General features: G+C 63.0%; 21 protein-coding genes. 13 read left to right on the top strand and 8 right to left on the bottom strand.

Annotated elements, in window-relative coordinates; translation table 11 throughout:
- A partial coding sequence (locus BUB23_RS27125; protein ID WP_084136261.1) for a retention module-containing protein occupies positions 1-2,592 on the bottom strand: 2,592 nt, incomplete at its 3' end.
- Positions 2,593-2,862: 270 nt separating this feature from the next.
- Here BUB23_RS27125 and BUB23_RS25505 point away from each other — a divergent pair.
- A complete protein-coding gene (locus tag BUB23_RS25505) occupies positions 2,863-3,153 on the top strand; it encodes a nucleotidyltransferase family protein (protein ID WP_073110029.1) in 291 nt (96 codons plus the stop codon).
- Positions 3,150-3,515 (top strand): HepT-like ribonuclease domain-containing protein, encoded by a 366-nt coding sequence (locus BUB23_RS25500; RefSeq protein ID WP_073110026.1) that lies wholly within the window; start codon positions 3,150-3,152, stop codon positions 3,513-3,515. The genes BUB23_RS25505 and BUB23_RS25500 overlap by 4 nt, the downstream gene beginning before the upstream one ends.
- A gap of 46 nt (positions 3,516-3,561) precedes the next feature.
- On the opposite strand, the gene BUB23_RS25495 is transcribed toward BUB23_RS25500, so the two are convergent.
- From BUB23_RS25495 to BUB23_RS25475, 5 genes are read right to left on the bottom strand one after another with little or no spacing between them, the layout of a single operon-like run.
- A complete protein-coding gene (locus BUB23_RS25495) occupies positions 3,562-4,182 on the bottom strand; it encodes a helix-turn-helix transcriptional regulator (protein WP_073110023.1) in 621 nt (206 codons plus the stop codon).
- A 17-nt stretch (positions 4,183-4,199) separates the two neighbouring features.
- A complete protein-coding gene (locus tag BUB23_RS25490) occupies positions 4,200-5,510 on the bottom strand; it encodes an HlyD family type I secretion periplasmic adaptor subunit (protein ID WP_245801391.1) in 1,311 nt (436 codons plus the stop codon).
- A 23-nt stretch (positions 5,511-5,533) separates the two neighbouring features.
- Positions 5,534-7,696 carry a type I secretion system permease/ATPase gene (locus tag BUB23_RS25485; RefSeq protein WP_073110020.1) on the bottom strand — a complete coding sequence of 721 codons (2,163 nt, stop codon included), beginning with the start codon at positions 7,694-7,696 and terminating at the stop codon, positions 5,534-5,536.
- Entirely contained in the window at positions 7,696-7,914 is a 219-nt protein-coding gene (locus tag BUB23_RS25480) for a hypothetical protein (RefSeq protein ID WP_073110050.1), read from the bottom strand. The genes BUB23_RS25485 and BUB23_RS25480 overlap by 1 nt, the downstream gene beginning before the upstream one ends.
- Before the next feature lie 44 nt (positions 7,915-7,958).
- Positions 7,959-9,431: a TolC family outer membrane protein gene (locus BUB23_RS25475; protein WP_084136259.1), complete on the bottom strand. Its 1,473-nt coding sequence runs from the start codon at positions 9,429-9,431 to the stop codon at positions 7,959-7,961.
- Positions 9,432-10,132: 701 nt separating this feature from the next.
- Here BUB23_RS25475 and BUB23_RS25470 point away from each other — a divergent pair.
- The 11 genes from BUB23_RS25470 to BUB23_RS25420 all read left to right on the top strand — a co-directional run bounded on the left by BUB23_RS25470 (position 10,133) and on the right by BUB23_RS25420 (position 24,277).
- Positions 10,133-11,560: an NAD-dependent succinate-semialdehyde dehydrogenase gene (locus tag BUB23_RS25470; protein WP_073110016.1), complete on the top strand. Its 1,428-nt coding sequence runs from the start codon at positions 10,133-10,135 to the stop codon at positions 11,558-11,560.
- Positions 11,561-11,757: 197 nt separating this feature from the next.
- On the top strand, positions 11,758-12,471 hold the full coding sequence (locus BUB23_RS25465; protein ID WP_073110013.1) for a hypothetical protein: 714 nt from the start codon (positions 11,758-11,760) through the stop codon (positions 12,469-12,471).
- A gap of 243 nt (positions 12,472-12,714) precedes the next feature.
- Positions 12,715-13,443, top strand: coding sequence for a TetR/AcrR family transcriptional regulator (locus tag BUB23_RS25460; RefSeq protein ID WP_073110011.1), 729 nt, complete (start codon positions 12,715-12,717; stop codon positions 13,441-13,443).
- Complete coding sequence (locus BUB23_RS25455) at positions 13,440-15,788, top strand: acyl-CoA dehydrogenase (RefSeq protein WP_073110008.1); 2,349 nt, start codon at positions 13,440-13,442, stop codon at positions 15,786-15,788. The genes BUB23_RS25460 and BUB23_RS25455 overlap by 4 nt, the downstream gene beginning before the upstream one ends.
- An 11-nt stretch (positions 15,789-15,799) precedes the next feature.
- Complete coding sequence (locus BUB23_RS25450) at positions 15,800-17,089, top strand: acetyl-CoA C-acetyltransferase (protein WP_073110047.1); 1,290 nt, start codon at positions 15,800-15,802, stop codon at positions 17,087-17,089.
- Between the two features lie 2 nt (positions 17,090-17,091).
- On the top strand, positions 17,092-19,068 hold the full coding sequence (locus tag BUB23_RS25445) for a 3-hydroxyacyl-CoA dehydrogenase NAD-binding domain-containing protein (RefSeq protein WP_073110006.1): 1,977 nt from the start codon (positions 17,092-17,094) through the stop codon (positions 19,066-19,068).
- 169 nt (positions 19,069-19,237) lie between these two features.
- A complete protein-coding gene (locus tag BUB23_RS25440; protein ID WP_073110003.1) occupies positions 19,238-20,518 on the top strand; it encodes an OmpP1/FadL family transporter in 1,281 nt (426 codons plus the stop codon).
- Between the two features lie 22 nt (positions 20,519-20,540).
- Entirely contained in the window at positions 20,541-21,065 is a 525-nt protein-coding gene (locus tag BUB23_RS25435; protein WP_073110000.1) for a DUF4442 domain-containing protein, read from the top strand.
- Positions 21,062-21,652, top strand: coding sequence for a chalcone isomerase family protein (locus BUB23_RS25430; protein WP_073109997.1), 591 nt, complete (start codon positions 21,062-21,064; stop codon positions 21,650-21,652). Before BUB23_RS25435 ends, BUB23_RS25430 begins: the two co-directional genes overlap by 4 nt.
- 20 nt (positions 21,653-21,672) lie before the next feature.
- Positions 21,673-23,334, top strand: a complete 1,662-nt coding sequence (locus tag BUB23_RS25425) for an AMP-binding protein (RefSeq protein WP_073109994.1) — start codon at positions 21,673-21,675, stop codon at positions 23,332-23,334.
- A gap of 22 nt (positions 23,335-23,356) precedes the next feature.
- Positions 23,357-24,277, top strand: coding sequence for a LysR substrate-binding domain-containing protein (locus BUB23_RS25420; RefSeq protein ID WP_073109991.1), 921 nt, complete (start codon positions 23,357-23,359; stop codon positions 24,275-24,277).
- Between the two features lie 36 nt (positions 24,278-24,313).
- On the opposite strand, the gene BUB23_RS25415 is transcribed toward BUB23_RS25420, so the two are convergent.
- The gene (locus BUB23_RS25415; protein ID WP_073109988.1) at positions 24,314-25,090 is read right to left on the bottom strand and encodes an enoyl-CoA hydratase/isomerase family protein; all 777 of its coding nucleotides are present in this window, start codon (positions 25,088-25,090) and stop codon (positions 24,314-24,316) included.
- Positions 25,087-26,262, bottom strand: a complete 1,176-nt coding sequence (locus BUB23_RS25410) for a CaiB/BaiF CoA transferase family protein (protein ID WP_245801389.1) — start codon at positions 26,260-26,262, stop codon at positions 25,087-25,089. Before BUB23_RS25410 ends, BUB23_RS25415 begins: the two co-directional genes overlap by 4 nt.
- Positions 26,263-26,343 lie beyond the last annotated feature (81 nt).

Below are 26,343 nucleotides of genomic sequence, written 5' to 3'. Positions count from 1 at the left end.
TGTTTTTCCGTCTTGCGACAAGGTCCAGGTGACTGGCTTGCCGTCAGACGTCAATGCATCGACCGGAATACCCAGCTTTACCGCCAGCACGGAGCTATGATCCACATCGTTGACCTGGAAAGCGCCGCTGGCCTTGGTGGAGTTGGTCGTGTCGGAATCCGGTGCGCCATCGGGAATACCATCGGGGCGTAACAGGTAGCGGTTCAAACCTTCTTCGGAAACCGCAACCGTGCCGTCGTTAGCGAAGGTGATGGTCGGCGCATCGTTGGTACCCACGATCGTGATCGTCACGGTCTGCGTGGCGCTGCCGCCATTGCCGTCAGCAATCGTCACATCGTAGGACTGGGTCAGCGTCTGGCCCTCGGCCAGGGAATCGAGCGCGCCGTCGGCGACCTGGAAGGTCCAGCCCACGCTGTTGCCGGCCTGATCCACCGCGCCCAGCGTCAGCGTACCCACGTAGTCTTCGCCCTTGGCGCTTGCCGTCGCCGTATGGGTGTCGGCCAGGTCCACGTCGGCAAACGTCACCGCGCCGCCCGCTTCATGCACCGTCGTGTTCTCGCCGACTGCGTTATCGGCGACTTCGGTAATGGTGGCGGACTGAGTTGTGGAGGTAATCGTAGGCACATCATTCGTACCCACGATCGTAACTGTCACGGTCTGCGTGGCGTTGCCGCCATTGCCATCGGTAATCGTCACATCGTAGGACTGAGTCAGCGTCTGGCCCTCGGCCAGGGAATCGAGCACGCCGTCGGAGACCTGGAAGGTCCAGCCCACGCTGTTGCCGGTCTGGTCCACCGCGCCCAGCGTCAGCGTACCCACGTAGCCTTCGGCCCTGGCGGCAACCGTTGCCGTATGGGTGTCGGTCAGGTCCACGTCGGCAAACGTTACCGCGCCACCCGCTTCATGCACCGTTGTGTTCTCGCCATCGACCAGATCACCCAGCTCAGTCACCGTAGCGGCCTGGTCAGCAGAGGTAATGGTCGGCGCATCATTCGTACCCACGATCGTGATCGTCACGGTCTGCGTAGCGCTGCCGCCATTGCCATCGGCAATCGTCACATCGTAGGATTGAGTCAGCGTCTGGCCCTCGGCCAGGGAATCGAGCACGCCGTCGGAGACCTGGAAGGTCCAGCCCACGCTGTTGCCGGCCTGGTCCACCGCGCCCAGCGTCAGCGTACCCACGTAGCCTTCGGCCCTGGCGGCAACCGTTGCCGTGTGGGTGTCGGTCAGGTCCACGTCGGCAAACGTTACCGCGCCGCCCGCTTCATGCACCGTTGTGTTCTCGCCATCAACCAGATCAACCAGCTCAGTCACCGTAGCGGCCTGGTCGGCAGAGGTAATGGTCGGCGCATCGTTGGTCCCGACAACCTTGAAAGTCAGCGTCGCGCTGGCCGTGTCGCCATCGCTGTCGGTTACGGTATAGGAAATCTCGAAATCAACTTCCTGACCTTCGGCAAGCGCCTGCACGGCTGGCTTGCTGTTGTCCAGCGTGAATGTCCATTTCCCATCGGCGCCCAAGGTGATGGTGCCGAATTGTTCAAGCCGGCTCAAAACCTCGGCATTGACCGGGTTGTTCCAGCTGACTGAACCCGGGCCATCAAAGACGGTGTCGTTATCCAGTACATTGCCGGAAATCTCGCCCGCCTGCTGGCTGTCCTCGACGAGCTGGCCGCCGTCTTCGCTCGCGGCCATGGGATTGGTATCCGTAATATGAACGCCAAGGTTGTCGGTCACTTGGCGGCCGGTGCTGTCGGTAACGGTAATGGCCACGGTATCCACGACCGTATCATCGCCCGCGGAGTGATCCTGCGCGCCGCCGACGGTGTATTCATAGGTGACCGTGCCGGTTGCGGCATCGAAACCGGTAAGCGTGATTTGACCGTTGGCGGTCTGTATGGTGACTGGCGCATTGCCTACGTTGCCGAGTTGGGCCGCGCTAAGGGTGGTGTCGCCTATCGTCACGAAGGCCAGGCCCGCGGGCGCGCTGATGGTGAAGCTGCCCGGAGCCGATTCCGACGCATCCTCGGCTATCGTAAGCTGCCCCGCCTCGATGCCGTTGCCGTCGGCGATCGCCAGCGTGGGGGCGGGCAATTGGTCGGACTCGCCGCCACCCGTGCCGGCCAGGCGCACATCTTCCACCGCCGGCGTTCCCGGACGCGGGTACTCCAAGCCCAGCGGATTGGTGGTTTCGACGATGCTGACCAGGCGCGTGAAGCTGCTGCCGCCGTCACCGCCGGCGCCGCCCTGCAGGACAGCGGCGGTGGGATCGAGTTCAGCCAAGGGATCGTCGCCGGCGTTCAGCGCGGCCAGGACCTGGGCCACATCGGGATCGGCGGGCGGGGCCACGGCTGCCGTGGAGGGGTCGACATCGGGCTGGACGGTATCGGCGCTGAGCTGGACATCGCGGTTCTCGCCTATGGTCAGCGGGGGGACGCCGTCGGCTTGCAACTGGACGCTGGCGCCCGTGGCCGTGACAATGTCGGCGTCGACCGGCACGCGCATGCCTTGATGCAGAGGCGTCAGGGAACCATCCGCGCCGCGGACCCAGGCTTGACCAGTGATTTGGGTAACGAGAGAAGTAGTAGCAGCCATGTTCGGTGTAGCTCCCGGAGAGGATATTGGATAAGTTTGCGGCGTCCGGCTTGAGTAACAAAACGACGCATTATTAAAAAGTTAGACGAATCTTAAGTAACATTCGCGGACCGGGCTATTGGCGGCGACGACAGGTATGAAGGATTTTGTGCGTTTATTTACTATTGTTAATAGTCAGCAAGGTAAGGCGCAGCGGAGGAAGCGGATTATGGTCCGGACATCTCCGGTGGTCTGCTACTATGGAAACGGATTATGTCGTGAGGGTCGCCTGTGAAACCATCTATTGCGCTCGATCTCAAGCGGCGCGCCGTGCGCGAGGCCGCTCGCCGTTTTCACACGGCCAATCCCCGTGTCTTCGGATCGGTCCTGCACGGCACTGACGATGACGGTAGCGATCTTGATCTCTTGGTAGACGCGCTTCCCGGGGCAACGTTGTTCGATCTTGGCGGCTTACAAGTCGAACTTGAAGACCTGCTTGGCGTCCGTGTGGATCTGTTGACGCCTTCCGATTTACCGCCGAAATTCCGCGCCCGAGTTCTTTCAGAGGCTCGGCCGGTATGAATGAAAGCCGCCTGTCCGACTACCTGGATCATATGCAGCAGGCCGCGATGGATGCCTGCGGCTTCATCAAAGGCTTGAGCAAAGAGGCTTTTCTTGCTGACAAGCGCACCCAGCAGGCCGTGGTCATGAGCCTTATCATCATCGGCGAAGCAGCAGCCAAGGTAGTGGAGCGTCATCCCGACTTTGCCGAACAGCATGGTGAGGTGCCATGGCGAAGCATGCGTGGAATGCGCAACCGCATTGCGCACGGATACTTCGACATCAACCTTGACGTCGTCTGGGATACAGTACAAACAGCCTTGCATGAATTGTTGAGCCAACTGGCTAGCATACGCGGCGACGCGAATAACGGATCGCAGTAACAGCTCTTCTTATATGAAGCGTTCCCCGACCTAAAGCACTTCACCGTCAGTTGATGCCATGCACCTTCAGGGCCAGCAGCAGGCGGTCGTTGACGCCCAGCTTTTCGAATACCGCGGACAAATGCGCGCGCACGGTGCGTTCGCTGATGTTCAGGGAGTCGGCGATGGCCTGGTTGCTGTGGCCGATGGCGGCGCGTTGGGCGACTTCTTTTTCGCGATTGGTCAGCCCCGCGTCCCAGTTGCCCTGCCGGGGCATGCGCTGGTCGATTTCACGCAGCAGGCGCGCCAGCAGGGTGGAGCCGAGCCAGACATTGCCCGCGACCACGCTTTGCAGGATGGTATTGAGGCTCTGGGCCGGGCTGTAGGCGTGTATGTAGCCGCTGGCGCCGGCGGCGAGGGCCTGCTTGCCCTCTTCATCGCTGGTGCGCATGCTGGCGACCACCACTTTCAGGTCGCGCATATAGTCGGACCACGAAGCGTCGTTCCAGGCGGGCAGGCGAGGCATGCCGGCGTCAATCACGACCAGGGAGCGGCCCTGTTCGCGCCAGCGCGACAGGTCCTGCAGGGTCTGGCCGCGGGCGGGCAGCCACGCGGCCTGGTCCAACTGGCGCCAGTGCTGCCATAAGGAATCATCGTGAGTCATCAACAATACAGAACCTGCTTGCATATCTTCCCTCTACCCCGTCAGCGTTCAGTAAATGCGTTGGATTTCGCTCGTAACACCGGCTTCAGCAAGTACTGCATTACCGTACGTTTCCCGGTCAATATATGCACTTCGGATACCATGCCGGGAAGGATGGGCCGGGCGTCGTCCCCGACATAAGCGCGTTCGGTCCTTACTTTGACGACGTAGAACGAATTGCCTTTTTCATCGGTAATCGTGTCGGCCCCAATTTGCTCGACCTTGCCGGCCAGGCCGCCGTAGATGGCGAAATCGTAGGCGGTGAACTTGACTTCGGCTTTCTGGCCCGGGTACAGGAAACCGATATCGCGCGGGTTGATGCGCACTTCCAGCAGCAAGGAATCATCGGTCGGCACGATTTCCAGTATGTCTTTGCCAGGCTGCACCACTCCGCCCACGGTATTGGCCATCAGGGTCTTTACGGTGCCGCGCACCGGCGAGCGCACGTCGGCCAGCTTGACCCGGTCGGCTAGGGCCAATTGCCCCTGGCGCAGGGTGGACAGCTTGGAGCGCACTTCCGACAATTCCACGCGCGCCTGGTTGCGTATGGTCAGTTCCGCCTCTTCTATCTTGCTGTCGGCTTCCTGTATGGCTGCGCGTATGCGATCGAGCTGCGCCCCCGCCGCCTTGGCTTCGCCGCAATAGCGGCCCACGTCGCGCTGCAGGCGCAGCAGATCCACTTCGGACACCGCGCCGCTTTTCAGCAGCGGGCGGGTCAGCTGCAGTTCCTGCGAGGTCAGCCCGCAGCTGGACGAGGCCTGGTCGCGGTTGGCCTGGGTTTCGCGCAATTCCTGCTGGCGCTGGTTGCGCTGGTCCTGGGCCTGCTTGACCGCGGCGTTCAGTTCCTGGGTGCGGGTTTCCCATACGCGGCGTTCCATTTCGACGATTTGCGGGGATTCCGCCACCACCTCCTCGGGAGCTTTGAACAGCTCGCCGCTGGCCAGCGCTTCGAGCCGCGCCGCTTTGGCTGTCAGCGCCATGAATTCCGCATGGTTCTCGCCCAGCGACGAGGAATAGCGGGTCGGGTCGATGCGCAACAGAACCTCGCCGACCTCGACCGACTGGCCCGGCCTGACCAGGATTTGTTCGACTATGCCGCCGTCCAGGCTTTGTATGATCTGCACCTGGCGCGAGGGCACCACCTTGCCTTCGCCGCGCACCACTTCGTCTATGCTGCCCCATGACGCCCAGCCCATCAGCGCGATCACCGCCAGCAGCGCCACCCACAGCAATAGCCGCGAGCCCCGGGCGTACTGCAGGTCTATGGCCTGGTGGGCGTCGCGCCCGGCCGTTTCGCTTTGGCTGGAAACCATGGCGTTGCTCAATTCGCCCGACATCATGCCGCCCCCTTGGCTCGGCCGATCTGGCCATTGCGCAAGGCCTCGACGACCTGGTCTTTGGGGCCATCGGCCATGACCCTGCCGTTATCGATCACGATCAGGCGGTCGACCAGTTCCAGCAGGGCGGTGCGATGGGTGACCAGCACCATGGTCTTGCCCGCCGAGGCGTCCTTCAGGCGGCGCTTGAGCGCCGCCTCGCTCTGGTTGTCCATATTGCTGCTGGGTTCGTCCAGCAGCAATATGGGCGGGTCGTTGATCAGCGCGCGAGCCACCGCCACGGACTGGCGCTGGCCGCCGGACAGCGAATCGCCGCGCTCGCCTATCATCATGTCGTAGCCTTCCGGGTGGCGGGCGGCAAAGTCCTCTATGCCGGCGATGCGCGCGACGTCCAGCATCTGGCTGTCGTCGGCGAATGGGGCGCCCATCATCAGGTTGTATTTCAGGCTGCCGTAGAACAGCACCGGGTCCTGCGGCACATAGCCGATGGCGCGGCGCAGGTCGGCGGGGTCGATCTGCTTGATGTCGATGCCATCGATCAGCACGGCGCCGGCGGTGGGCTCGTACAGCCCCAGCACCAGTTTTTCCAGGGTGGTCTTGCCCGACCCTATGCGCCCGATGATCCCCACCTTTTCGCCGGCCTTGAATTTCAGGTTGATCTTGTCCAGCGAGGGCTGGGTGCTGCCGGGGTAGGTGAAGCTGAGATCGCGAAACTCGATGGAGCCTTCCAGAAAAGGACGCGGCACGAAGTTCTTTTCCGCCGGCCGCTCGACCGCCATTTTCATGTAGCCGTCGATGGAGTTGAGCGAGATGCGCGCATTCTGATATTGCATCATCAATCCCGCGACCTGGCCCAGCGGCGCCAGGCAGCGGCCCGCTATCATGGACGAGGCAATGATGCCGCCCAGCGACAGCTGCGTGTCCTGGATCAGGAAAGTGCCGATGACAATGACGCTGATGGTGACCAGTTGCTGGGTGGTTTGCACGAAGGCCACGGTTACCGACGAGATCAGCTTGATTCTCGCGCCGATGCGGGCCAGGAATTCAGTGGAGCTTTCCCACTTGCGCTGGGCAGTCCCCTGCGCATTGAGCGTTTTCAGGGTTTCGAGGCCCGCCAGGGATTCGACCAGGCCCGCATTGCGCTGGGCGCTGGCCTGGAAGGATTCAACGACCAGGCGCCCCATGCGCGCCTGGGCGACAAAGGACACGACCAGCACCACCACAATGGCGACGGCCGGAGGAATGATCATCCAGGGCGATATCCAGGCCATTATCGCCAGGAACAGCAGCACGAATGGAAGATCGACCAGCGTCGTCAGGCTGGCCGACGCGATGAAATCGCGCACCGACTCGAAAGAGCGCAGATTGGATGCGAAGGAACCGACGGACACCGGCCGGCTTTCCATGCGCAGGTCCAGCACGCGCTCCATGATCTGCGCCGACAGCTTGACGTCGACCCGCTTGCTCGCGGTATCCACGACGTAGGCGCGCACGGAAGTCAGGACCAGGTTGAACACCATGGTCAGCGCAATGCCTATGGTAAGCACCCAGAGGGTTTCGATGGCGTTATTGGGCACCACCCGGTCGTACACATTCATGGTGTACAGGGGCATCACCAGCGCGAAGATATTGATCAGCACCGCGGCGATGATGGCGTCGCGATACAGGCGCCAGTTCTCGAACACGACGGCCCAGAACCAGTGCTTGCTGCGCGGCCTGGTCGCGTCGCGCGCCCGCGCTTCGAAGCGGAACAAGGGCTTGATGAAGTAGGCCAGGCCGGTGTAGTCGGCGCGCAGCGCGTCGGCGGCGACCTCGACCGGACTGCCGGATTCCGGATACTGCACCAGGTAGGAATCCGCCCGCGCTTCGAGCAGCAGGCAGGCGCGCTGGCCCCGCAATACCAGGATGGCGGGCAGCAGCACCGCCGGGAGATTGTCCAGCTGGCGGCGCAACAGCCGCGCCGAACAATGCGCGCGCGCCGCCGCGCGGGGCAGCAGCGCCAGGGTCAGTTTATCGTCGACCAGCGGCAAGCCGCCAGACAGCGCCTGGGCCGAACAAGGGTTGCCGTGCATGCGGCTCAATTCGACCAGACATCCCAGCAGAGGATCATCATGCGTCAGGTGGGGCGGCACCTGTTCGGCTCTAGCGGCTACGGCATCCATCACAGCAGACTGTCCTCGTCATCTATCAAATCGAGCGAATCGCGCAGGCGCTGGCGGGTGTGTTTGCGCTGGTTGAGCTTTTCCAGGGCCTCGGGCGGCAAGTCGGTAAGCCGCAAGGTGCCATTGGCCAACAAAGCATCGATCAGATCTTCCAGCACCCGGATGAATCCGGCATCCAGCACTGAAAGATCGGACTTCCGCGGCTTATCCTGTTCCAAATAAGGCTCCTTCAAGTAGACAAGCCCGGTTCAATACGCCTGGCTCACTGGATCTGCCTGTTGCCCGGCACCGTGGTCTTGATCACGGGAGGCAGCATGCCGTTGCGGTATTCCAGGGCCACCGGCTTGAGATTGCTGGTGTCGGGCGCGGGCGTCAGGCAGGCGGTCAGGCTTTCCTCGGGAAAATCCAGGCCGGCGGCTTCTTCGGGCGCATCGTTATAGGGCTGGGAAATCGCGATCGCGGGCAGGACCTGGTGCGACAGGGCCAGCCACCGGTATTCGGCCTTTTTCAGGTCGAATACCGCATTGGCGAGCGCGCGGCGCGAATCGAACAATTCGTTTTCGGTATCCAGCAAGTCCAGCAGCGAGCGCTGCCCGATCTGGAATTGCTGCATATAGGCCGTGCGGACTTTGGCGGTGGCCATTTCATGCTCGCGCAGGAAGGGCAGCTGTTCGCGCAGCTTGATGATATTGTTCCAGGCGACGGACAGGTCTTGCTGGACGTTGCGGCAGGTGTAGTCGCGCACGTCGCGAGCGGCATAGGATTGCGCGGTGGTCTGGCGCACGCGGGCCTGGTCGGCGCCGCCGCGGAACAGGTTGTAGGACAGCACCAATTGCACATTGGAGCTTTGCGCGTCGCGGTAAGGCGTGCCGGGCTGGGCGCGGTCTTTGCCGGTGGCGGCCTGGAGTTCCAGCGTGGGAGCGTGCCGGCCTTTGGCGGACGACACGCCGGCCTGGGCGGCCTGCACCAGGGCCTGCTTGGCCAGAATCGAAGGGTTGCCGCGCAACGAGCCCATGAAATCCTTGGGATCCTTGGGCAGGAATCCCGATACATCGGGCGCGTCCAGCAAGGTCGCAGGCGGATACTCGCCCACGACACGCCGATAGCGCTGGTTCACATCGTTGAGGTTGTTGCTCTCGGTCATCAAATTGGATTGCGCCAGGGCCAGCCGGCCGTTGGCCTGTTCCAGATCGACGCCCCGCCCGACGCCGGATTCCTGGCGTTCGCGCAACTGCTTCAATGTCGTTTCGTGCACGCCAAAGTTGTCGCGCGCCAGGTGTTCCATTTCGCGGTAGCGCTGCACGTCGAGGTGGGCATTGGCCGCTTCGATGGCCAGGTTGTCGACCGTCGCCAGCAGTTCATAGTAGCCGGACAGCTTTTCGAAGCCCAGCTGCTTCACGTTGTTGATGGTGGAGAAGCCATCGAATAAAAGCTGGCGCAATTGCAGGCTATAGCCGCTGCGTCCCCAGTGCGCCGATTCATCTTCCGACGTGCTGCCGCGCCATTCGCGCCCCGTCCACCCCTGGGCTGTGACCTGAGGCAGCAAGCCCCCGTTGACCACATTCTGGCCTTCTAGGGTCGATTGAAAATCCTGGAAGCGGGCACGCACCTCCGGATTGCTCAGCACGGTTTTTTCCACCGACTGCTCCAGACTGCTGGACTGCGCCCACGCCACATTGACAAACGTTGCGGTAGCCGCGAGCGCGGCTACGTTCAGAGTTTTACGCAAATGCACAAGAACTTCTCCTAAATCAATTCAAGTTTTTATTCATGCGGAAAGCATGGAAACGAAGCTCACCCTGCCCGAGCGTCCACGGCTGCGCCGAGCCGTCGAACACGCCTGAAGCAAGTACGCCGGGCGGTTGAGCCCGCGCATCGCGGTCGTGTCCGATAGGACTCGTGGGAAGAAAATGGCCGGTTTGGAACGGTGCTGTATGAATCGTATGCTCGTCCGCAAGACTCCTGCGGAGGAGAAACATACCAATAACGGGGATTCACGCGATAAGCTCGCTACGTGGCAAGGCGGAGCTACGGGTTTCTGGCCCGTATTCTTGGAGCATAACCTTGCGTCTGGAAGAATGAAGCCGCCCGTGTTCCCCGTTGGGGGGCCGCCAAATGCCGCGCCTTTTGAGGGAAGGAAGCAGGGGCTTTCAATCTGAAAGCGGATTGTATCTGTAATTTACTGGCATGACTACATATAAACGTAAATAGGGTGAACTGATTAATATCAACAATTGTAAAGTTCGTTAAAAACGATACAGTCCGCCGAAATGACTAGGCCATTCGGCCCGGGCGGATCCGGAAATGGACGCCGCCCATCGTTGCATGAACGCAAGCTCGCGGCGACGGCGGCAGGCATGCTATAAAGTCCTTAGCCTGCGCCGCCATCGGCGCGACGACCCCATTCCCCTCCCGACGAAAGAGAAAAAGCACGATATGTACGAGACACTAGCACTATATATAGACGGCGAATTCATAAGCGGCGAAGGCCGCAAGACGGAAGAAGTCAGCAATCCCTCGACGCTGGACGTGCTGGGCCATTTGCCCCACGCCACCACCGCGGATCTGGACCGCGCCCTGGCCGCGGCCGCGCGAGCCTTCGAAACCTGGCGCCACAGCTCGCCCATGCAGCGCTCGGAAATCCTGCGCAAGGTGGGCCAGCTTTCACGCGACCGCGCCCAGGAAATCGGCCGCAACATGACGCTGGACCAAGGCAAGCCGCTGGCTGAATCGGTAGGCGAAATCATGTCGTGCTCCGATCATGCCGACTGGCATGCCGAAGAATGCCGCCGCATATACGGCCGCGTCATCACCCCCCGCAGCCCGGAAGTCCGCCAGATGGTATTGCGCGAGCCCATAGGCGTATGCGCCGCGTTCACGCCCTGGAACTTCCCCTACAACCAGGCCATACGCAAAGTCTGCGCCGCCATCGGCGCCGGCTGCACCATTATCCTGAAAGGCCCCGAGGACTCCCCCAGTGCCGTCATGGCCATCGCCCGCCTTTTCCACGACGCCGGCCTGCCCCCCGGAGTGCTCAATATAGTATGGGGCGTGCCCAGCGAAGTGTCCGACTACCTCATCCGCTCGCCCATCGTGCGCAAGGTGTCCTTCACGGGCTCGGTGCCCGTAGGCAAGCACATTGCCTCGCTGGCCGGCGCGCACATGAAGCGCGTCACCATGGAATTGGGCGGGCACTCGCCGGTCATCGTCTTTGACGACGCCGACGTCGACCGCGCCGCCAAGCAGCTGGCGCGATTCAAAGTGCGCAATGCCGGCCAGGTCTGCGTATCGCCCACCCGCTTCTATGTCCACGAAAAAGTCTACGACCAGTTCCTGGAAGGCTTTGTCGATACTCTCAAAACCGTAAAAGTCGGCGACGGCCTGGATCCCGAAACACAGATGGGTCCCCTGGCGCATGCGCGGCGCGTTCCCACCATGACCAAATTCATGCAAAACGCACGCGAGCTCGGCGGCAAGGTAATACTGGGCGGCGAACCGCTGGATCGCGCCGGCCACTTCTTTTCCCCCACCGTCGTCACCGACCTGCCCGAGCACTCCATGCTCATGACCGAGGAGCCCTTCGGCCCCATCGCCCCCATTGCGCGATTCTCGGATACCGACGATGTCATCAGGCGCGCCAACTCCCTGCCCTTCGGCCTGTCCTCGTATGTGTTCACCAATTCGCTGCAAACCGCCACCAGGGCGTCCAACAATATCGAAGCGGGCATGGTGAACATCAATCACTTCGGCAGCGCCCTGCCCGAAACCCCCTTCGGCGGCGTCAAGGACAGCGGCATCGGCAGCGAAGGCGGCTCGGAAACCTTCGACGGCTACCTGGTCACCAAGTTCGTCACCCATATCTAGTTTTTCGCCACGCAGCCACGCTGGATCACGCGCCGTCGGCGCTGATCCAGCCTACGATGAATAATATCAAGCAGCCGGACTGGCGCAGGCCGGAAATGTTGGAATCGCGCACTTCCCCCCTTATTCGACGGATTGAACGGCGTTCAATCCATCTAAGCTTCGCGCTCCTTCTGTTTTTTCAAAATCTTCCCACGATCATGTCTTTCAAATCCAAATCATTTTGCGCGGGCGCCCTGTTCACGCTGCTGTGCGCCCCCGCCCTGTCCCAATCCCTGGACGCATCCGCCGCCGATCGGGACTCCCGCCATGGCGTTTATGCCAAGGCCGGGTTTCTGGGCGCCGGGCTGGGCTATGCCTATGGCTTGAACAGGTCGTTCACCCTGCGCGCGGATTTCACCACCATCGGCTCGATCAACCGCGATTTCAGCGCCGGCGCCATCGACTACTCCGGCAAGCTGAAAAACGACAATGCCAGCCTCTATCTGGACTGGTTTCCGGTCGATAACGGTTTTCGCCTCACCGGCGGACTGGCTTGGCGCGATACCGAATTGAGCGGAAAAGCCAACGCCGTCAAGCTGAACGGCACGACGCTTCAATTGGGCGAGGGCGATTCCTACACCACCAAAGCCAAATACCGGTCCCTGACCCCCTACATCGGTATCGGCTACGGGCTGAATGTAGCGCAGCAAAAAGCGAACACTTGGGGCTTTGTCGCCGACCTGGGCGTGTACTACGCCAACAAGCCCAGGACATCGTATGCGATTTCGGGCCCGACCTATGATGCCGCCCGCCTGTCCGACCCTCAGCGCGTCGATCAGGCCGTCAACGAACAATTCGACGAATTCCGCGACAAGGTGGAAAAATACAAATTCATTCCCGCCGTCTATATCGGCGTTTCCTATTACTTCTAGGAATGGCCGACAGCACTTCCCCAGGGCGCTGGCCGGCGGGGTAAGCCCATGACCCGCCGGCGCGGGGCCAGCCTTGTCTTAGCCCGGGCGGCGGCTCCGTCCTGCCGGCCCTGTCTTGCCGACGCCATATCGGCGTCGGCAAGACAGGGCCGGGCTGCCATTCCCGTGGCCTACGTGTAAATACTAGCTTTCTCTTTCCCGCCATAAAGCCTATATTTCAAACAAACGTTTGAACTAGGCCCTATGACTCTCTCTCGCTCATCCACCCGCAACACCATCCTTGATGCCGCCGAACAGCTCTTCGCGCAGCAAGGGCACGACAACACCTCCATGCGCCAGATCACCGCTGCCGCGGGCGTGAACCTGTCCGCGGTGAATTACCACTTCGGCTCCAAAGACGGCTTGGTGCATGCTGTCTTCGAGCGCCGGCTGACCGCCTTGAACCAGGAACGGCTCGCGCTGCTGGACGAACTGGAAAACGAAGCCCAGGGCCAGCCGCTCAAGCCCTCGCTCATCGTCGAGGCCTTCTTCGGCCCGCTGGTTCGCCATGCCAGCGGCGCCAGCCCTGGCGAAAAGGCCTTCGTGCCGCTGCTGGAACGCAGCATGTCCGACCCCGGCGGCTTCATACGCAGCATGTTCGTGGACGAACATACCGGCGTCATCGAACGTTTCAAGCATGCCTTGCTGAAATCGCTGCCCGACGTGCCCGAAGAGGAGATCGTCTGGCGCTTCCATTTCATGCTCGGCGCCACCTCTTACGCCATTTCCGGCACCGAAGTGCTGCGCCTGGCCATGGGCTGGCCCGAGCCCGAACCCGGCGATGGCGACGGCGCCCAGAAACTGCTTGCCCGGCTCATGAGCTTCCTGCTGGGCGGGCTGCGCGCGCCCCTGCCCGGCGCGACAGCGCCTTTGCCTCATGGCAGGCATGAATACGGCGCCGCGAAGGCGCCGGCAAACAGGAACCCCTCATGAGCACTTTTCTGATCATCCTGGCGGGCATCGTCATCGCGGCATTCATCGTCCTGGGCTTGCGGCCCTTGCGCTACGCAATACTGTCGAGGCGCATGTTTGCGCTGTATCGCAGCATTCTTCCGCAGATGTCCGACACGGAGCGCGACGCGCTCGAGGCGGGCACCGTCTGGTGGGAAAGCGAGCTGTTCCGCGGCAAGCCGCAATGGTCCAGGCTGCACGCCATTCCCAAACCCGCGCTCACGCAGGAAGAACGCGACTTCCTGGACAATGAGGTCGAGACAGCGTGCGCCATGATAGATGACTGGCAGGTAACGCAGGAATTGCGCGACATGCCCCAGGAAGTATGGCAATACATCAAGGAAAACCGCTTTCTCAGCCTGATCATTCCCAAGGAATATGGCGGCCGCGGCTTTTCGGCGCTGGCGCACTCGCAGGTGGTCACCAAGCTGTCGACCCGCAATTCGGCGCTGTCGGTCACCGTCATGGTGCCCAATTCCCTGGGTCCCGCCGAACTGCTCCTGCACTACGGCACGGACGAACAGAAGAACCATTATCTGCCGCGCCTGGCCACCGGCGAAGAAATCCCCGCCTTCGCGCTGACCAGCCCCTGGGCGGGATCCGACGCCGCCGCCATCCCGGACAGCGGCATTGTCTGCAAGGGCGAATGGCAGGGGCGCGAAGTGCTGGGCATGCGGGTTACCTGGGACAAGCGCTATATCACCCTCGCGCCCGTATGCACGCTGCTGGGCCTGGCATTCCGGCTGTACGATCCGGACGGCCTGCTCGGCGATAAAAAAGACCTCGGCATCACCTGCGCGCTGGTGCCGGCCACCCACCCAGGCGTCGAAACAGGCCGCCGCCATTTCCCGCTAGACGCCATGTTCATGAACGGCCCGACCCGCGGCGCCGACGTCTTCATGCCGCTCGAATTCATCATAGGCGGCGCCGCCATGGCCGGACAGGGCTGGCGCATGCTGATGGAATGCCTGGCGGCCGGCCGCTCGATTTCCCTGCCGTCCTCGTTTACCGGCATGGCCAAGATGACCGCCCGGGCAGTGGGCGCCTATTGCCTGGTGCGCAATCAGTTCCGCACCCCCATCGGCAAGTTCGAAGGCATCGAGGAAGCGCTGGCGCGCATAGGCGGCAACACCTACCTGATCGACGCCGCGCGCAGCATGACCGCCATCGCGGTCGACCTCGGCGAAAAGCCCTCGGTGGTTTCCGCCATCGTGAAATACCACCTCACCGAGCGTGGCCGCAGCGTGGTCAACGACGGCATGGACATCATCGGCGGCAAGGGCATCTGCCTGGGGCCGCAAAATTTCCTAGGCCGCGCCTACCAGCAGATCCCCGTGGGCATCACCGTGGAAGGCGCCAATATCCTCACGCGCAGCCTGATCATCTTCGGCCAGGGCGCCATACGCTGCCACCCTTTTGTGCTGGCGGAAATGCATGCGGCGCGGCATCCCGATCCCGAGCAGGGCCTGCGCGATTTCGACCAGGCTTTCTGGGGGCATGTGCGCTACACCCTCGGCAATGTATGGCGCTCCCTGGGCCATGGCCTCACGGGTGCGCGCTTTGTGAAGATCGATACCGATGTGGCGCCGGAAATGGCCCGCTACTATCGCCAGCTCAGCCGCTTTTCCAGCGCGTTCGCCGTCTTCGCCGACACCGCCATGCTGGTGCTGGGCGGCTCTTTGAAAATGCGCGAGCGCCTGTCGGCCCGGCTGGGCGACATCCTGTCGCAAATGTATTTGATATCGGCCACGCTCAAGCGCTACGAGGATGACGGCCGGCAGGCCGCCGACGCCCCGCTGGCGCATTGGGCCATACAGGACGCAATGCACCGGCTGCAGGCGGCCTTCGACGGCGTGCTCGCCAATTTCCCCAACCGGGCCATTGCGCGCGGCTTGCGGGTCCTGGTCTTTCCGTTCGGACATCCTTGTGCGCAACCCACCGACAAGCTCGGCCAGGCCGTGGCGCGCATACTGATCCGGCCGGGCGCCGCTCGCGACAGGCTGACCCACGACTGCTATGTGCCGAAAGACGCGATGGAGCCCGTGGGCGCCATCGAGGCGGCATTTGCCGCCAGCCTGGGCACCGAAGCCATAGACGCCAAGATACGCCAATTCGAAAAGAGCGGCCGGCTGGCCGACAATCCCGCCGCCAATGTGCGGGATATCGCCCAGGCCGTATACGCGGCGGGCGGAATCAGCGAGGCCGAATACGAAATCGTGCGGCAGCGCAATGCGCTGCGCGACCGCGTCATCGCGGTGGACGACTTCCCCTTTGATCTGCGCGGCGCGAGCGGGCAAGCTCCCGCGCCAGAACGTAAAGTTGCATGAGGATGGCGCTGATGGCTTTCGAACCGGTATACATCGTAGACGGGGCGCGCAGCCCGTTCCTGAAAGCGCGCAGCGCCCCCGGCCCTTTCGCCGCATCCGACCTGGCCGTCCAGGCCGGGCGCGAACTGCTGCTGCGCCAGCCGTTCGATCCGGCCGACCTCGACGAGGTCATTGTCGGCTGCGCCGCCCCCTCGCCCGACGAAACCAATATCGGCCGGGTGATTGCCCTGCGCCTGGGCTGCGGCCACAAGGTGCCCGGCTGGACCGTTATGCGCAATTGCGCTTCCGGCATGCAGGCCCTGGATTCGGGGCTGATGTCCATCCAGACCGGGCGCAGCGACCTGGTGCTGGCGGGCGGCGTCGACGCGCTCTCGCGCGCGCCCATATTGTTTACCGACGAGATGGTCAACTGGCTGGCGGCGTGGGGCAAAAGCCGCAGCCTGGGCCAGAAACTGGCCACCCTCAAGACATTGCGCCCCAAGTATCTGGCGCCGGTAATCGGCCTGTTGAAAGGCCTGACCGATCCGGTCATAGGGCTGTCCATGGGGCAGACCGCCGAAAACCTGGCGCATCGCTTCCACCTGAGCCGCCAGGACATGGACCACTATGCCGCCCAGAGCCATCAGCGCGCGCTGGCCGCCCAGCGCGCCGGGGCGTTCCAGGAGATCGTTCCCCTGGTCGACCAGAAAGGCGCGCTGTACGCCGAGGACGATGGCATACGCGAAGATTCCACGCCCGCCAGATTGGCCAAGCTGAAACCGGTGTTCGACAAGCCGTGGGGCAATATCACCGCGGGCAACAGCTCGCAGGTGACCGATGGCGCAGCCTTGCTGCTGCTGGCCTCGCAAGCCGCGGTCGAGCGCTTCCGGCTCCAGCCGCTGGGCAGGATCATGGATGCCCAATGGGCCGGCCTGGACCCGGCGGTGATGGGGCTGGGCCCCGTGCACGCCGCCACCCCCATCCTCGACCGCCATCGATTGGCTCTGAATGACCTGGATTTGTGGGAAATCAACGAGGCCTTCGCGGCCCAGGTGCTGGGCTGCATGGCGGCCTGGAACGATGAGGCGTGGTGCCAGGAACACTTGGGCCGCGGCGCGCTGGGCGCGCTCGACCCGCAGCGGCTGAATGTGGACGGCGGCGCCATCGCCCTGGGGCATCCGGTAGGCGCTTCAGGCGCTCGGATCGTGCTGCATTTGCTCAACGCGCTGCGCGCCCGGCGCCTCAAGCGCGGCATTGCCGCCATATGCATAGGCGGCGGCCAAGGCGGCGCCATGCTGATAGAAACCTGCGATGAGGCCTGACCATGACTAGCAATTTCGAATCACTGGGCCTGCGCAATTTCAGCTGCCGGGTCGACGCCGATAGCGTGGCATGGCTGGCCATGGACTGCCTCGATAGCCCCGTAAACCGCCTGTCCGCGGAAGTGCTGGACGAATTCAGCCGGGCGCTGGACTATTTCGAGCAGGCGCTGCCCGCCGGCCTGGTGATTCATTCCACCAAAGACGCCGGCTTCATAGCGGGCGCCAATATCGATGAATTCGCCGGGCTGGACACTCCCGAAAAAGGCAGGGAACTGGTCGCGCGCGGCTGGACCTTGTTCGACCGCCTGGCCAAGACACCCTACCCCACGCTGGCGCTGATACGCGGCCATTGCCTGGGCGGCGGCCTGGAGCTGGCGCTGGCGTGCCGATACCGCCTGGTCGTCGATCAAGCCGGCACGTCCCTGGCTTTGCCGGAAGTCATGCTGGGGATTTTCCCCGGCTGGGGCGGCATGCGGCGCCTGCCGGAACTCATAGGAGCGCCGGCGGCGCTGGACATGATGCTGACCGGGCGGGCGCAGGACGCCCGCAAGGCGGCCAGGCTGGGCCTGGCCGATGGCATGGTGGCGCCCCGGCTCATGCATCAGGCCGCCAAAATGCTGGTGCTCGGCGGCAAGCCGCGGCGCAAGGCGCAAGGCCTGGGCAGGTGGCTCAACCACCCTTGGGCCCGCCCCCTGGTGGCCCGGCGCACAGCCAGGAAACTCGACGCGCGGGACCCGCAGCATCATTATCCCGCGCCGCGGGCCATCCTGCAGATCTGGGCCCGGCACAAGGGCAATGCCCTTGAGGCGCCCGGGCTGGTCGACCAGTTGATCCGTTCCGACACCGCGCGCAATCTGCTGCGCGTGTTCCGCTTGCAAGAGCGCCTGAAAGGCTACGGGAAAAAAGGCCCCCACGCTTGCCACTCGGGGCACGTGCATGTGATAGGGGCCGGGGTCATGGGCGGCGACATTGCCGCGTGGTGCGCCTTGAAAGGCCTGACCGTCACCTTGCAGGACCAGGACCGCGGCCGGATCGCCGCGGCCCAGGGCCGGGCCAGCGCCCTGTTTGCGCGGAAAAAGCGCGACCCGCGGGAAGCGCGCGCCGCCGCCGACCGCCTGCTGCCCGATCCGAAAGGCGACGGCATCCGCCGCGCCGACCTGGTGATCGAAGCCATTACCGAGGACGCGGATATCAAGCGCCGCCTGTACGCCCAGATAGAACCGCTGCTCAAGCCCGGCGCCATCCTCGCCACCAATACCTCCAGCCTGTCGCTGGAAACCCTGCGCGCCGGCCTGCAAGCGCCGCAACGGCTGATAGGTCTGCATTTCTTCAATCCCGTCGCCAGGATGCCTCTGGTTGAAGTGGTCGAAACGGCCGAAATGGATCCCGGCGTAAAAGCCGCCGCCTATGCCTTCGTGGGCCAGATCGACAAGCTGCCCTTGCCGGTGCAAAGCACGCCCGGCTTTCTGGTCAACGCCGTGCTTGCACCTTATATGCTGGAAGCCATGCGCTGTGTCGACGAAGGCATCAAGCCCGAGACCATCGATGCCGCCATGCTGGCCTTCGGCATGCCAATGGGTCCGATAGAGCTCATCGACACGGTCGGCCTGGACATCGCCCGCGACGCCGGACGGCAGCTTTCAGGCGCCGCCAGCATGCCCGCCTGCCTGGAAACGCGCCTGGCGCGCAAGCAACTCGGGCGCAAGTCCGGCCAGGGCTTCTACCCCTGGAAGAACGACAAGCCGGTCAAGCAGGGCGCAGGTCCCATTCCCGCCGGCCTGGCGCAGAGGCTGCTCACCCCGCTCATCGAGAAAACCCGGGAACAGGTGGATAGCGGGGTGGTGGCCGACGCCGATCTTGCCGACGCGGGTGTTGTTTTCGGCACAGGTTTCGCCCCATTCACAGGAGGCCCTTTGCATTATGCGGCGCAAGAGCATGGCAGGATACTTGCTACGCAAGGCTTAGTACATAAGGACTAGAACCCTGCCGCGCGCCCGCTTGGGGACGGCGCGCGCGGCCATTGTTTTACATGGCGTTCATGCCAGCGGCGAACGCCATGGCGTTACCAGGCGGCATCAGGCAGTTCCATAAGAAAAGAGTGACTCATCAGAAATCAGAGCAAACATCTGATTCAACCGGAGGTGACATATGAAAGCAGCAACGTCGTTACGTATCGTTTCGGCCGTCGTTCTGGGCATGGGCGCGGCAAGCGTTCATGCGGCCGGTTTTCAATTGCTGGAACAGAATGCCAGCGGCATCGGCAACTCCTATGCCGGCTCTGCCGCCCTGGCCGAAAACGCCAGCACGATCTTCTACAACCCCGCCGGGATGACGCGCCTGCCAGGCGTCAATGTATCCGGCGGCGCGACCGCCATCCGGCCGTCGTTCAAGTTCAAGAACGATGGCAGCACTGTGCCGGGAAGCACAGGCGGCAACGGCGGGGATGCGGGTTCCTGGGGCGTGGTGCCCAACGCCTATATTTCGTGGGAACTGAACCCCAACTGGTACCTGGGCCTGGGCATAGGCGCGCCTTTCGGCCTGATGACCGAGTACGAGGACGACAACTGGACGGGCCGCTACCACTCCAAGAAATTCGACATTAGAAGCGTCAATGTCAATCCGTCCATCGCCTACAAGGTGAATGACCAGCTGTCGTTTGGCGCCGGGGTCAACTGGATGCGGCTGGACGCCGAATTCAGCCGCGCGGTGCCCGCGTTGGCGCCTAACGGCATGTACCTCGGCGACCTGGACGCCACGGTGAAAATGGACGGCGACGCCTGGGGCTGGAACCTGGGCGCGCTGTACCAGGCCACGCCCGCAACGCGCATAGGCCTGGCGTATCGATCCAGGGTCAAGATAGACGCGGACGGGACGACCAGGCTGAGGAACCATAACGTCCCCAGCCCCTATGCCGCCGCGGTGCCCCCCAGGAATGCGAATGCCAGCACCACGGTGAAGCTTCCCGACAGCGCCGTCCTGAGCGTCGTGCATGATCTCAACAGCCAATGGCAACTGCTGGCCGACGTCTCGTGGACGGGATGGAGCAGCATACCGTCACTGGATATCGACAACGGCGCGCTCGGCCAGGACAGTCTCGACCTGCGTTTTCGCAATACCTGGCGGGTAGCGCTGGGCGCCAACTACAAGTGGAATCGCCAGTGGACTTTGAAAGGCGGCATTGCCTGGGACCAATCGCCGGTGCATAGCGACAATCATCGTCCGACCTCGCTACCGGACAATGACCGCTACTGGGTCTCCATCGGCGCGCAGTACAATTTCGATGAGCGCACTACCGTGGACGTCGGCTATGCCCATCTCTTTGTCAAGAGCACATCCATCAACAACTCGGCCGCCGGCAAGGGCGCGGTCCGCGGCGATTACGATTCCAACGCCAATCTGCTGGGGGTGCAGCTGTCGTATCGCTTCTGATCCGCGCTGTCCGTAGCCTGGCATGAAGCTCTCCACGCTCAAGCGGATTCCGCTGCGCTGGCGCGCCAGGGTCCTGCGCGCGGGCTTCAACCTCAACCCGGCCTTTCGCGGCACAGGCGGCCGGGTTGAATTCATTTCGCGCGACATATTGCACGTGCGCATACGCCTGGCGCTGAGCCGGCGCACGCGCAATTTCGTGGGCTCGCTATACGGCGGGTCGCTATTTGCCGTCACCGACGGCGCACACGTGATAATGCTGCTTGCGAACCTGCACCGCGATGTCGTCATCTGGGACAAGGCCGCGGCCATACGCTACCGCAAGCCGGCGTATTGCACGCTTTATGCGGATTTTCGTCTGGATCCGGCCGAGCTCGCCCATATCAATGCCGAGCTGGATGCGCATCACGAGACATCGCGCCGCTACACGGTGGAGCTCAAGGACAAGGCCGGCACGATATACACCGTGGTGGAACGCATGGTATATATCGCCGACAAGGCATTCTACAAACAAAAAATACTGGAAAAAGAACCAGGAGAGAAACCATGAAGACCTTCTTATTCGCCAAGGCGCTGCTCGCCCTGGCGGTTCTTGCGGGCGGCCTGTGCCTGGCGCCCCTTGCCGCGGCGGCGCAGGCCGGCGGCGTCAAGATAGCCAACCAGGTATCGACCGATGTGCAGCCGCTGTTCCTCAATGGCGCCGGCGTGCGCAAGCGCTTCGTCTTCGACGTCTATGCGGCGGCCCTCTACACCGCCGCCCCGACCCCCGACGCCCAGGCCATCATCCACAGCAACCAGCCGCGCCGCCTGCAGCTGACGCTATTGCGCAGCATCGATGGCGCAGCCCTGCTCGACGCGCTGGACGAGGGCCTGAAGGCCAACAACCCGGCGCAGGAACTCAGGCAGATGGACAGCGCCATCGCCCAGTTCAGGGAGATCATGAAGAGCGCCGGGCCGGGCCGCAACGGTGATACGATCGAACTGGACTTCAACGCGACGGGTATAGCGGTATCATTCAAGGGCCGCGAGCTTGGACAGGTCAAGGACCCGCACTTGCCGGCGGCGCTCATGCGCGTATGGCTGGGAGAAAAGCCCGCGCAAGAGTCCTTGAAGCAAGCCTTGCTGGGGCGAAAATAAAACAAGAGGGGGCAGGCAGTATGGAACGCATTTGGCTTGATCATTATCCACCGGGCATACCGGCCGACATCACCGAGCAGGCAAACGCCTATGGCTCGCTGGTCGCCCTGCTTGAAGAAAGCTGCGCGCGGTACGCGGATAAAACAGCCTATATCAGCATGGACGCCACGCTCAGCTACAGGCAGCTTGACGAGCATGCGCGCCACTTCGCGGCTTGGCTGCATGCCATCGGCATCAAGAAAGGCGACCGCGTGGCCCTGATGATGCCCAACCTGCTGCAATATCCGGTCTGCCTTTTCGGCGCACTGCGCGCCGGGGCGGTGGTGGTCAACACCAATCCTTTGTATACCGCCACCGAACTGGAACACCAGTTGGCCGATTCCGGCGCCGAAACAATAGTCATCGTGGAAAACTTCGCCGCCACCCTGCAGAAAGCGCTGCCGAGAACCGCCATCAAGCATATTGTGGTGACTTCGATAGGCGAGATGCTGGGCACGGTGAAAGGCGCGGTGACCAATCTGGTGGTACGGCATGTCAAGAAACTGGTGCCAAGCTGGAGCCTGCCAGCCACGGTAAGCCTGAAACATGCGCTGGCGGCCGGCAGGAAAGCGCCCTATGCCCCGGCGCCGCTGGGCCACTCCGACCTGGCCTTTCTGCAGTACACCGGCGGCACGACGGGCGTGGCCAAAGGGGCCATGCTGACCCACGGCAACATGGTGGCCAATGTATGCCAGGCCCACGCCTGGGTCCAGCCCTATGTCAGCGAAGGCGGGGAATGCATCGTCACCGCCCTGCCGCTCTACCATATCTTCGCCCTCACGGCCAATTGCCTGACCTTCATGAAACTCGGCGCGCAAAACCTGCTTATCATCAATGCGCGCGACATCCCCGACCTGGTCAAGAGCATGGGCAAGGTCAGATTCACGGCGATCACCGGCGTAAACACCCTGTTCAACGCCTTGTTGAATAATCCCGAATTCGCCAAGCTGGATTTCTCCGCACTGCGCCTGACCCTCGGCGGAGGCATGGCGGTGCAGGAAGTCATTGCGCAGCGCTGGCTGAAGGTCACGGGCAAGCCCATCGCGCAAGCCTACGGCCTGACCGAAACCTCGCCGGCGGTCACCATCAATCCCCTGGACAGGCAGGATTTCAACGGCTCCATCGGCTTGCCGGTGCCGTCCACGGAAATTGCCATACGCGACATCGACAGCCGCGACCTGCCCCAGGGCGAAAGCGGCGAAATCTGCGTGCGCGGGCCGCAGGTGAGCCCGGGCTACTGGAACCGCCCGGACGAAACCAGCAAGGCCTTCGATCCGGACGGTTTCCTGCACACTGGCGATATCGGCTATGTCAATCCAGAAGGCTATATCTTCATCCTGGACCGTAAGAAGGACATGATCCTGGTCTCGGGATTCAATGTATATCCCAATGAAGTGGAAGCGGTCGCCATGCAGCATCCCGACGTGCAGGAAGCTGCCGCCATCGGCGTACCCGACGAGCATTCGGGCGAAGTGGTGAAGCTGTTCGTCATCCGCAAGAACGACAGCCTGACGGAAGAAGCCCTGATCAAGCACTGCCGCAGCATGCTCACCGGCTACAAGACCCCGAAGTCGGTGGAGTTCCGCGACGACCTGCCGCGCAGCAATGTCGGCAAGATCCTGCGCCGCGAGCTCAAGGGCTAGTGGTCCGGGACTATCGCATTCCATGGAATTGAAACAGCTCGAGTATTTCATCAAGGCCGTGGAGCTCGGCAGCCTGTCCAAGGCGGCGTACGCCATGCATATCGCGCAGTCCGCGTTCAGCCTGCATATCGCCCGCCTCGAAAAGGAAGTCGGCTGCCAGCTTTTCACCCGCAGCTCGCAAGGCGTGGTCCCGACCGAGCGAGGCTTGCGCTTTTACCGGCAGGCGCGCGGCGCGCTGATCCAGATCAACGGCCTCAAGCTCATCGGCCGCGGCGCCGAGGGCAAAGTGCAGGGCCATGTGACGCTGGGAGTGCCGGTCAGCGTGGCCCAGATGCTGTCGGTCGACTTCGTGGGCGCGCTGCGCAAGCGCTACCCGGGGATCATGCTGTGCATGATCGAATACCCCAGCTCGCACCTGGCCGAACTATTGGTGAACCGGCGGCTCGACCTGGCCCTGCTGTATGTCGAGCAGGTGCCGCGCGGCATCGATGCCCTTCCCGTCCTGGTCGAGGATTTCTATGTCATCGATGCGGCTGCCGGCTGGACGGCCAAGGAACGCCGCCTCAGGACGCTGCACCGGCAGCCTGTCGTGCTGCCCGCGGTTCCGAATTCGGTGCGCACCAATCTGGAGCGCGCCTGCAGCGCCCTGGATATCGAACTCAATGTCGTGGCGGAGTGCTCTTCCCCCGCGACCATGATACGGCTGGCCCAGGCCGGAATAGGCGCCACCGTCCTGCCGCTGTCGGCGCTGCATTCCTGCCCCGATATGAAAGGCACTGTGCCCGCCTTGCTGATCGAGCCTACTCTCAGCCGCACCCTAGCCCTTTGCCGCGCCACGGAAGCGCCCAAGGAACCGCCGCTGCTGGCGGTGCAGGAGACGCTGCTGGCGGTTTTCCATCGACTGCTGCACAGTGGCGGCTGGCAGGGCGCGCGGCCCATCTGAAGCGCGGGCGCATGGGGCGCCGCGGAATATGCCGGATCAGGCTCCCGTCCAGGTAGGCGTCTTCTTTTCCAGGAATGCTTCCACGCCTATCTTGAAGTCGCGGCTGCCATAGCATATGCGCACCAGGTCGTCATTGGATGGCAAGCCGTGCGCGACCAGGCGCCGTATGGTTTCTTTCGCAACCTGCATCGTCAGCGGCGCGTTGCTGGCCAGTCTTTCGCATAGCTCCAGGACCTTGGCGTCCAGTTCGGCAGGGTCGCTGATCAAATGCACGAAGCCGCAATCGCAGGCTTCGGCCGCGGCTATGGTCTGCGCTAGCATCAGCATGCGCTTGGCGCGGCTCGCGCCGAAGCCAGCCACGATGCGCGCGGTATTGGCGCTTGAAAGGCAATTGCCCAGGGTACGCGCAATGGGCGCGCCGAAGCTGGCCTGCGGCGTGGCGATACGGAAGTCGCAGACGGCGGCTATGGCCAGCCCTCCGCCCATGGCGTAACCGTCGATCACGGCGACAGTGGGAAACGGCAGGCTTTCGAGCTGCGTGATGCGGCTCTCGATGGTTTCCTCGTAGCGTACGCCGTCTTCCCCGGATGCGAATTCGCGGAATTGCTCGATATCGGTGCCGGCCACGAAAGCCCGCCCTCCCGCGCCCCGGAAGGTTGCCACGCGCACGCCGGGATGGGCTTGCAGCACGCCGCAGATTTCGGCGAGCTGGTCGTACATGCGCCAGGTCATGGCGTTGCGCGCCTCGGGCCGGTCGAACAGCACCGACGCCACGCCGCCACTGATGGATAGTGTAACGTTGCCTTCGCTCATGATGAGAATGCTCCTGCTTCGGTCAGCGTTGAAAGCTCGGCGCCGTCTATGCCGATTTCGGCCAGAATGGCCTGTGTATGTTCGCCGAGCAGCGGCGGCGGCATGCGGACCTGCCCGGGCGTGCCCGACAGCTTGACCGCAAAACCGATATTCGGAATCTTGCCCTCCACCGGATGATCGATGTCGATGCGCATTTCCCTGTGGACGGCATGATCGCTTTGAAACGCTTCCGGATACGACTGCATGGGGCTGGCCGGAATGCCGGCGGCCACCAGCGTATCGGTCCATTCCTGGCGCGTCCGGGTAACAAAGGTCTTTTCAAGTTCCTCGATCAGGACTTCGCGATTGGCCAGCCGCGCCGAGATATCCTTGAAGCGCTCGTCGCCGAGCAGCTCGGCGCGATCCATCACTTCGCACAGCAGTTTCCACAGTTTGTTGTTGGTGGCGCCCATGACGAAATAGCCGTCGCTGGCCTGCACGGCCTGGTATGGCGCGCTCATGCGGTTGGCGGTGCCCACCGGCGTGGGGATCTTCCCCGTGCCCCAATATTCGGAGATATCCCATACCGAAAACGCCATCGCGGTATCCATCAGCGAGGCATCGATATACTGGCCCGACCCGCCGGCCTGCTTGCCGATATATGCCGACAGAATGGCATACGAGGTGAACAGCGCGCAGCCTATGTCGCCCACGGGGACGCCCGCCTTGACGGGCGGGCCGCCGGGATGCCCCGTCACGCTCATGATGCCCGACATCGCCTGGGCCATCAGGTCGTAGCCCGGGCGCTGCGATAGCGGGCCGGTCTGGCCAAAGCCCGAAATGCTGGCGTACACCAATCCCGGGTTCAGCCCGGCAAGCGTTTCGTAGTCCAGCCCGAGCCGCTTCATGACGCCAGGCCGGAAGTTCTCGATCAGCACATCGGCGTCTTTCACCAGGCGCAGCAAGACCTCCCGGCCGGCATCGGTCTTCAGGTTCAGGACGATGCTGCGCTTGTTGCGGTTCAGGTTCAGGAAGCCCAGGCTGTCATTGCCTTTCAGCTTGAATCCCATCGCGCCGCGTGTCTGGTCTCCGGTCACCGGGGGCTCGACTTTGACGACGTCGGCGCCCATATCGGCCAGCAGCATGGAGCAATAAGGGCCGGCCATCACCTGGGTGAGGTCTATCACCCGCATGGCGGCCAGCGGCTGGCGGCGGGGCGCGGCGCCCTGCGGGGTCGCGCCGGCTGGCGCGCCAGCCGGAATAGGAAGGTGCTT

The organism is Pollutimonas bauzanensis (assembly GCF_900129885.1).
GTDB classification, from domain to species: Bacteria; Pseudomonadota; Gammaproteobacteria; order Burkholderiales; family Burkholderiaceae_B; genus Pollutimonas; species Pollutimonas bauzanensis.
The sequence above is the reverse complement of the archived record's forward strand: the minus strand, read 5'-3'. Positions and strand labels throughout refer to the sequence as shown.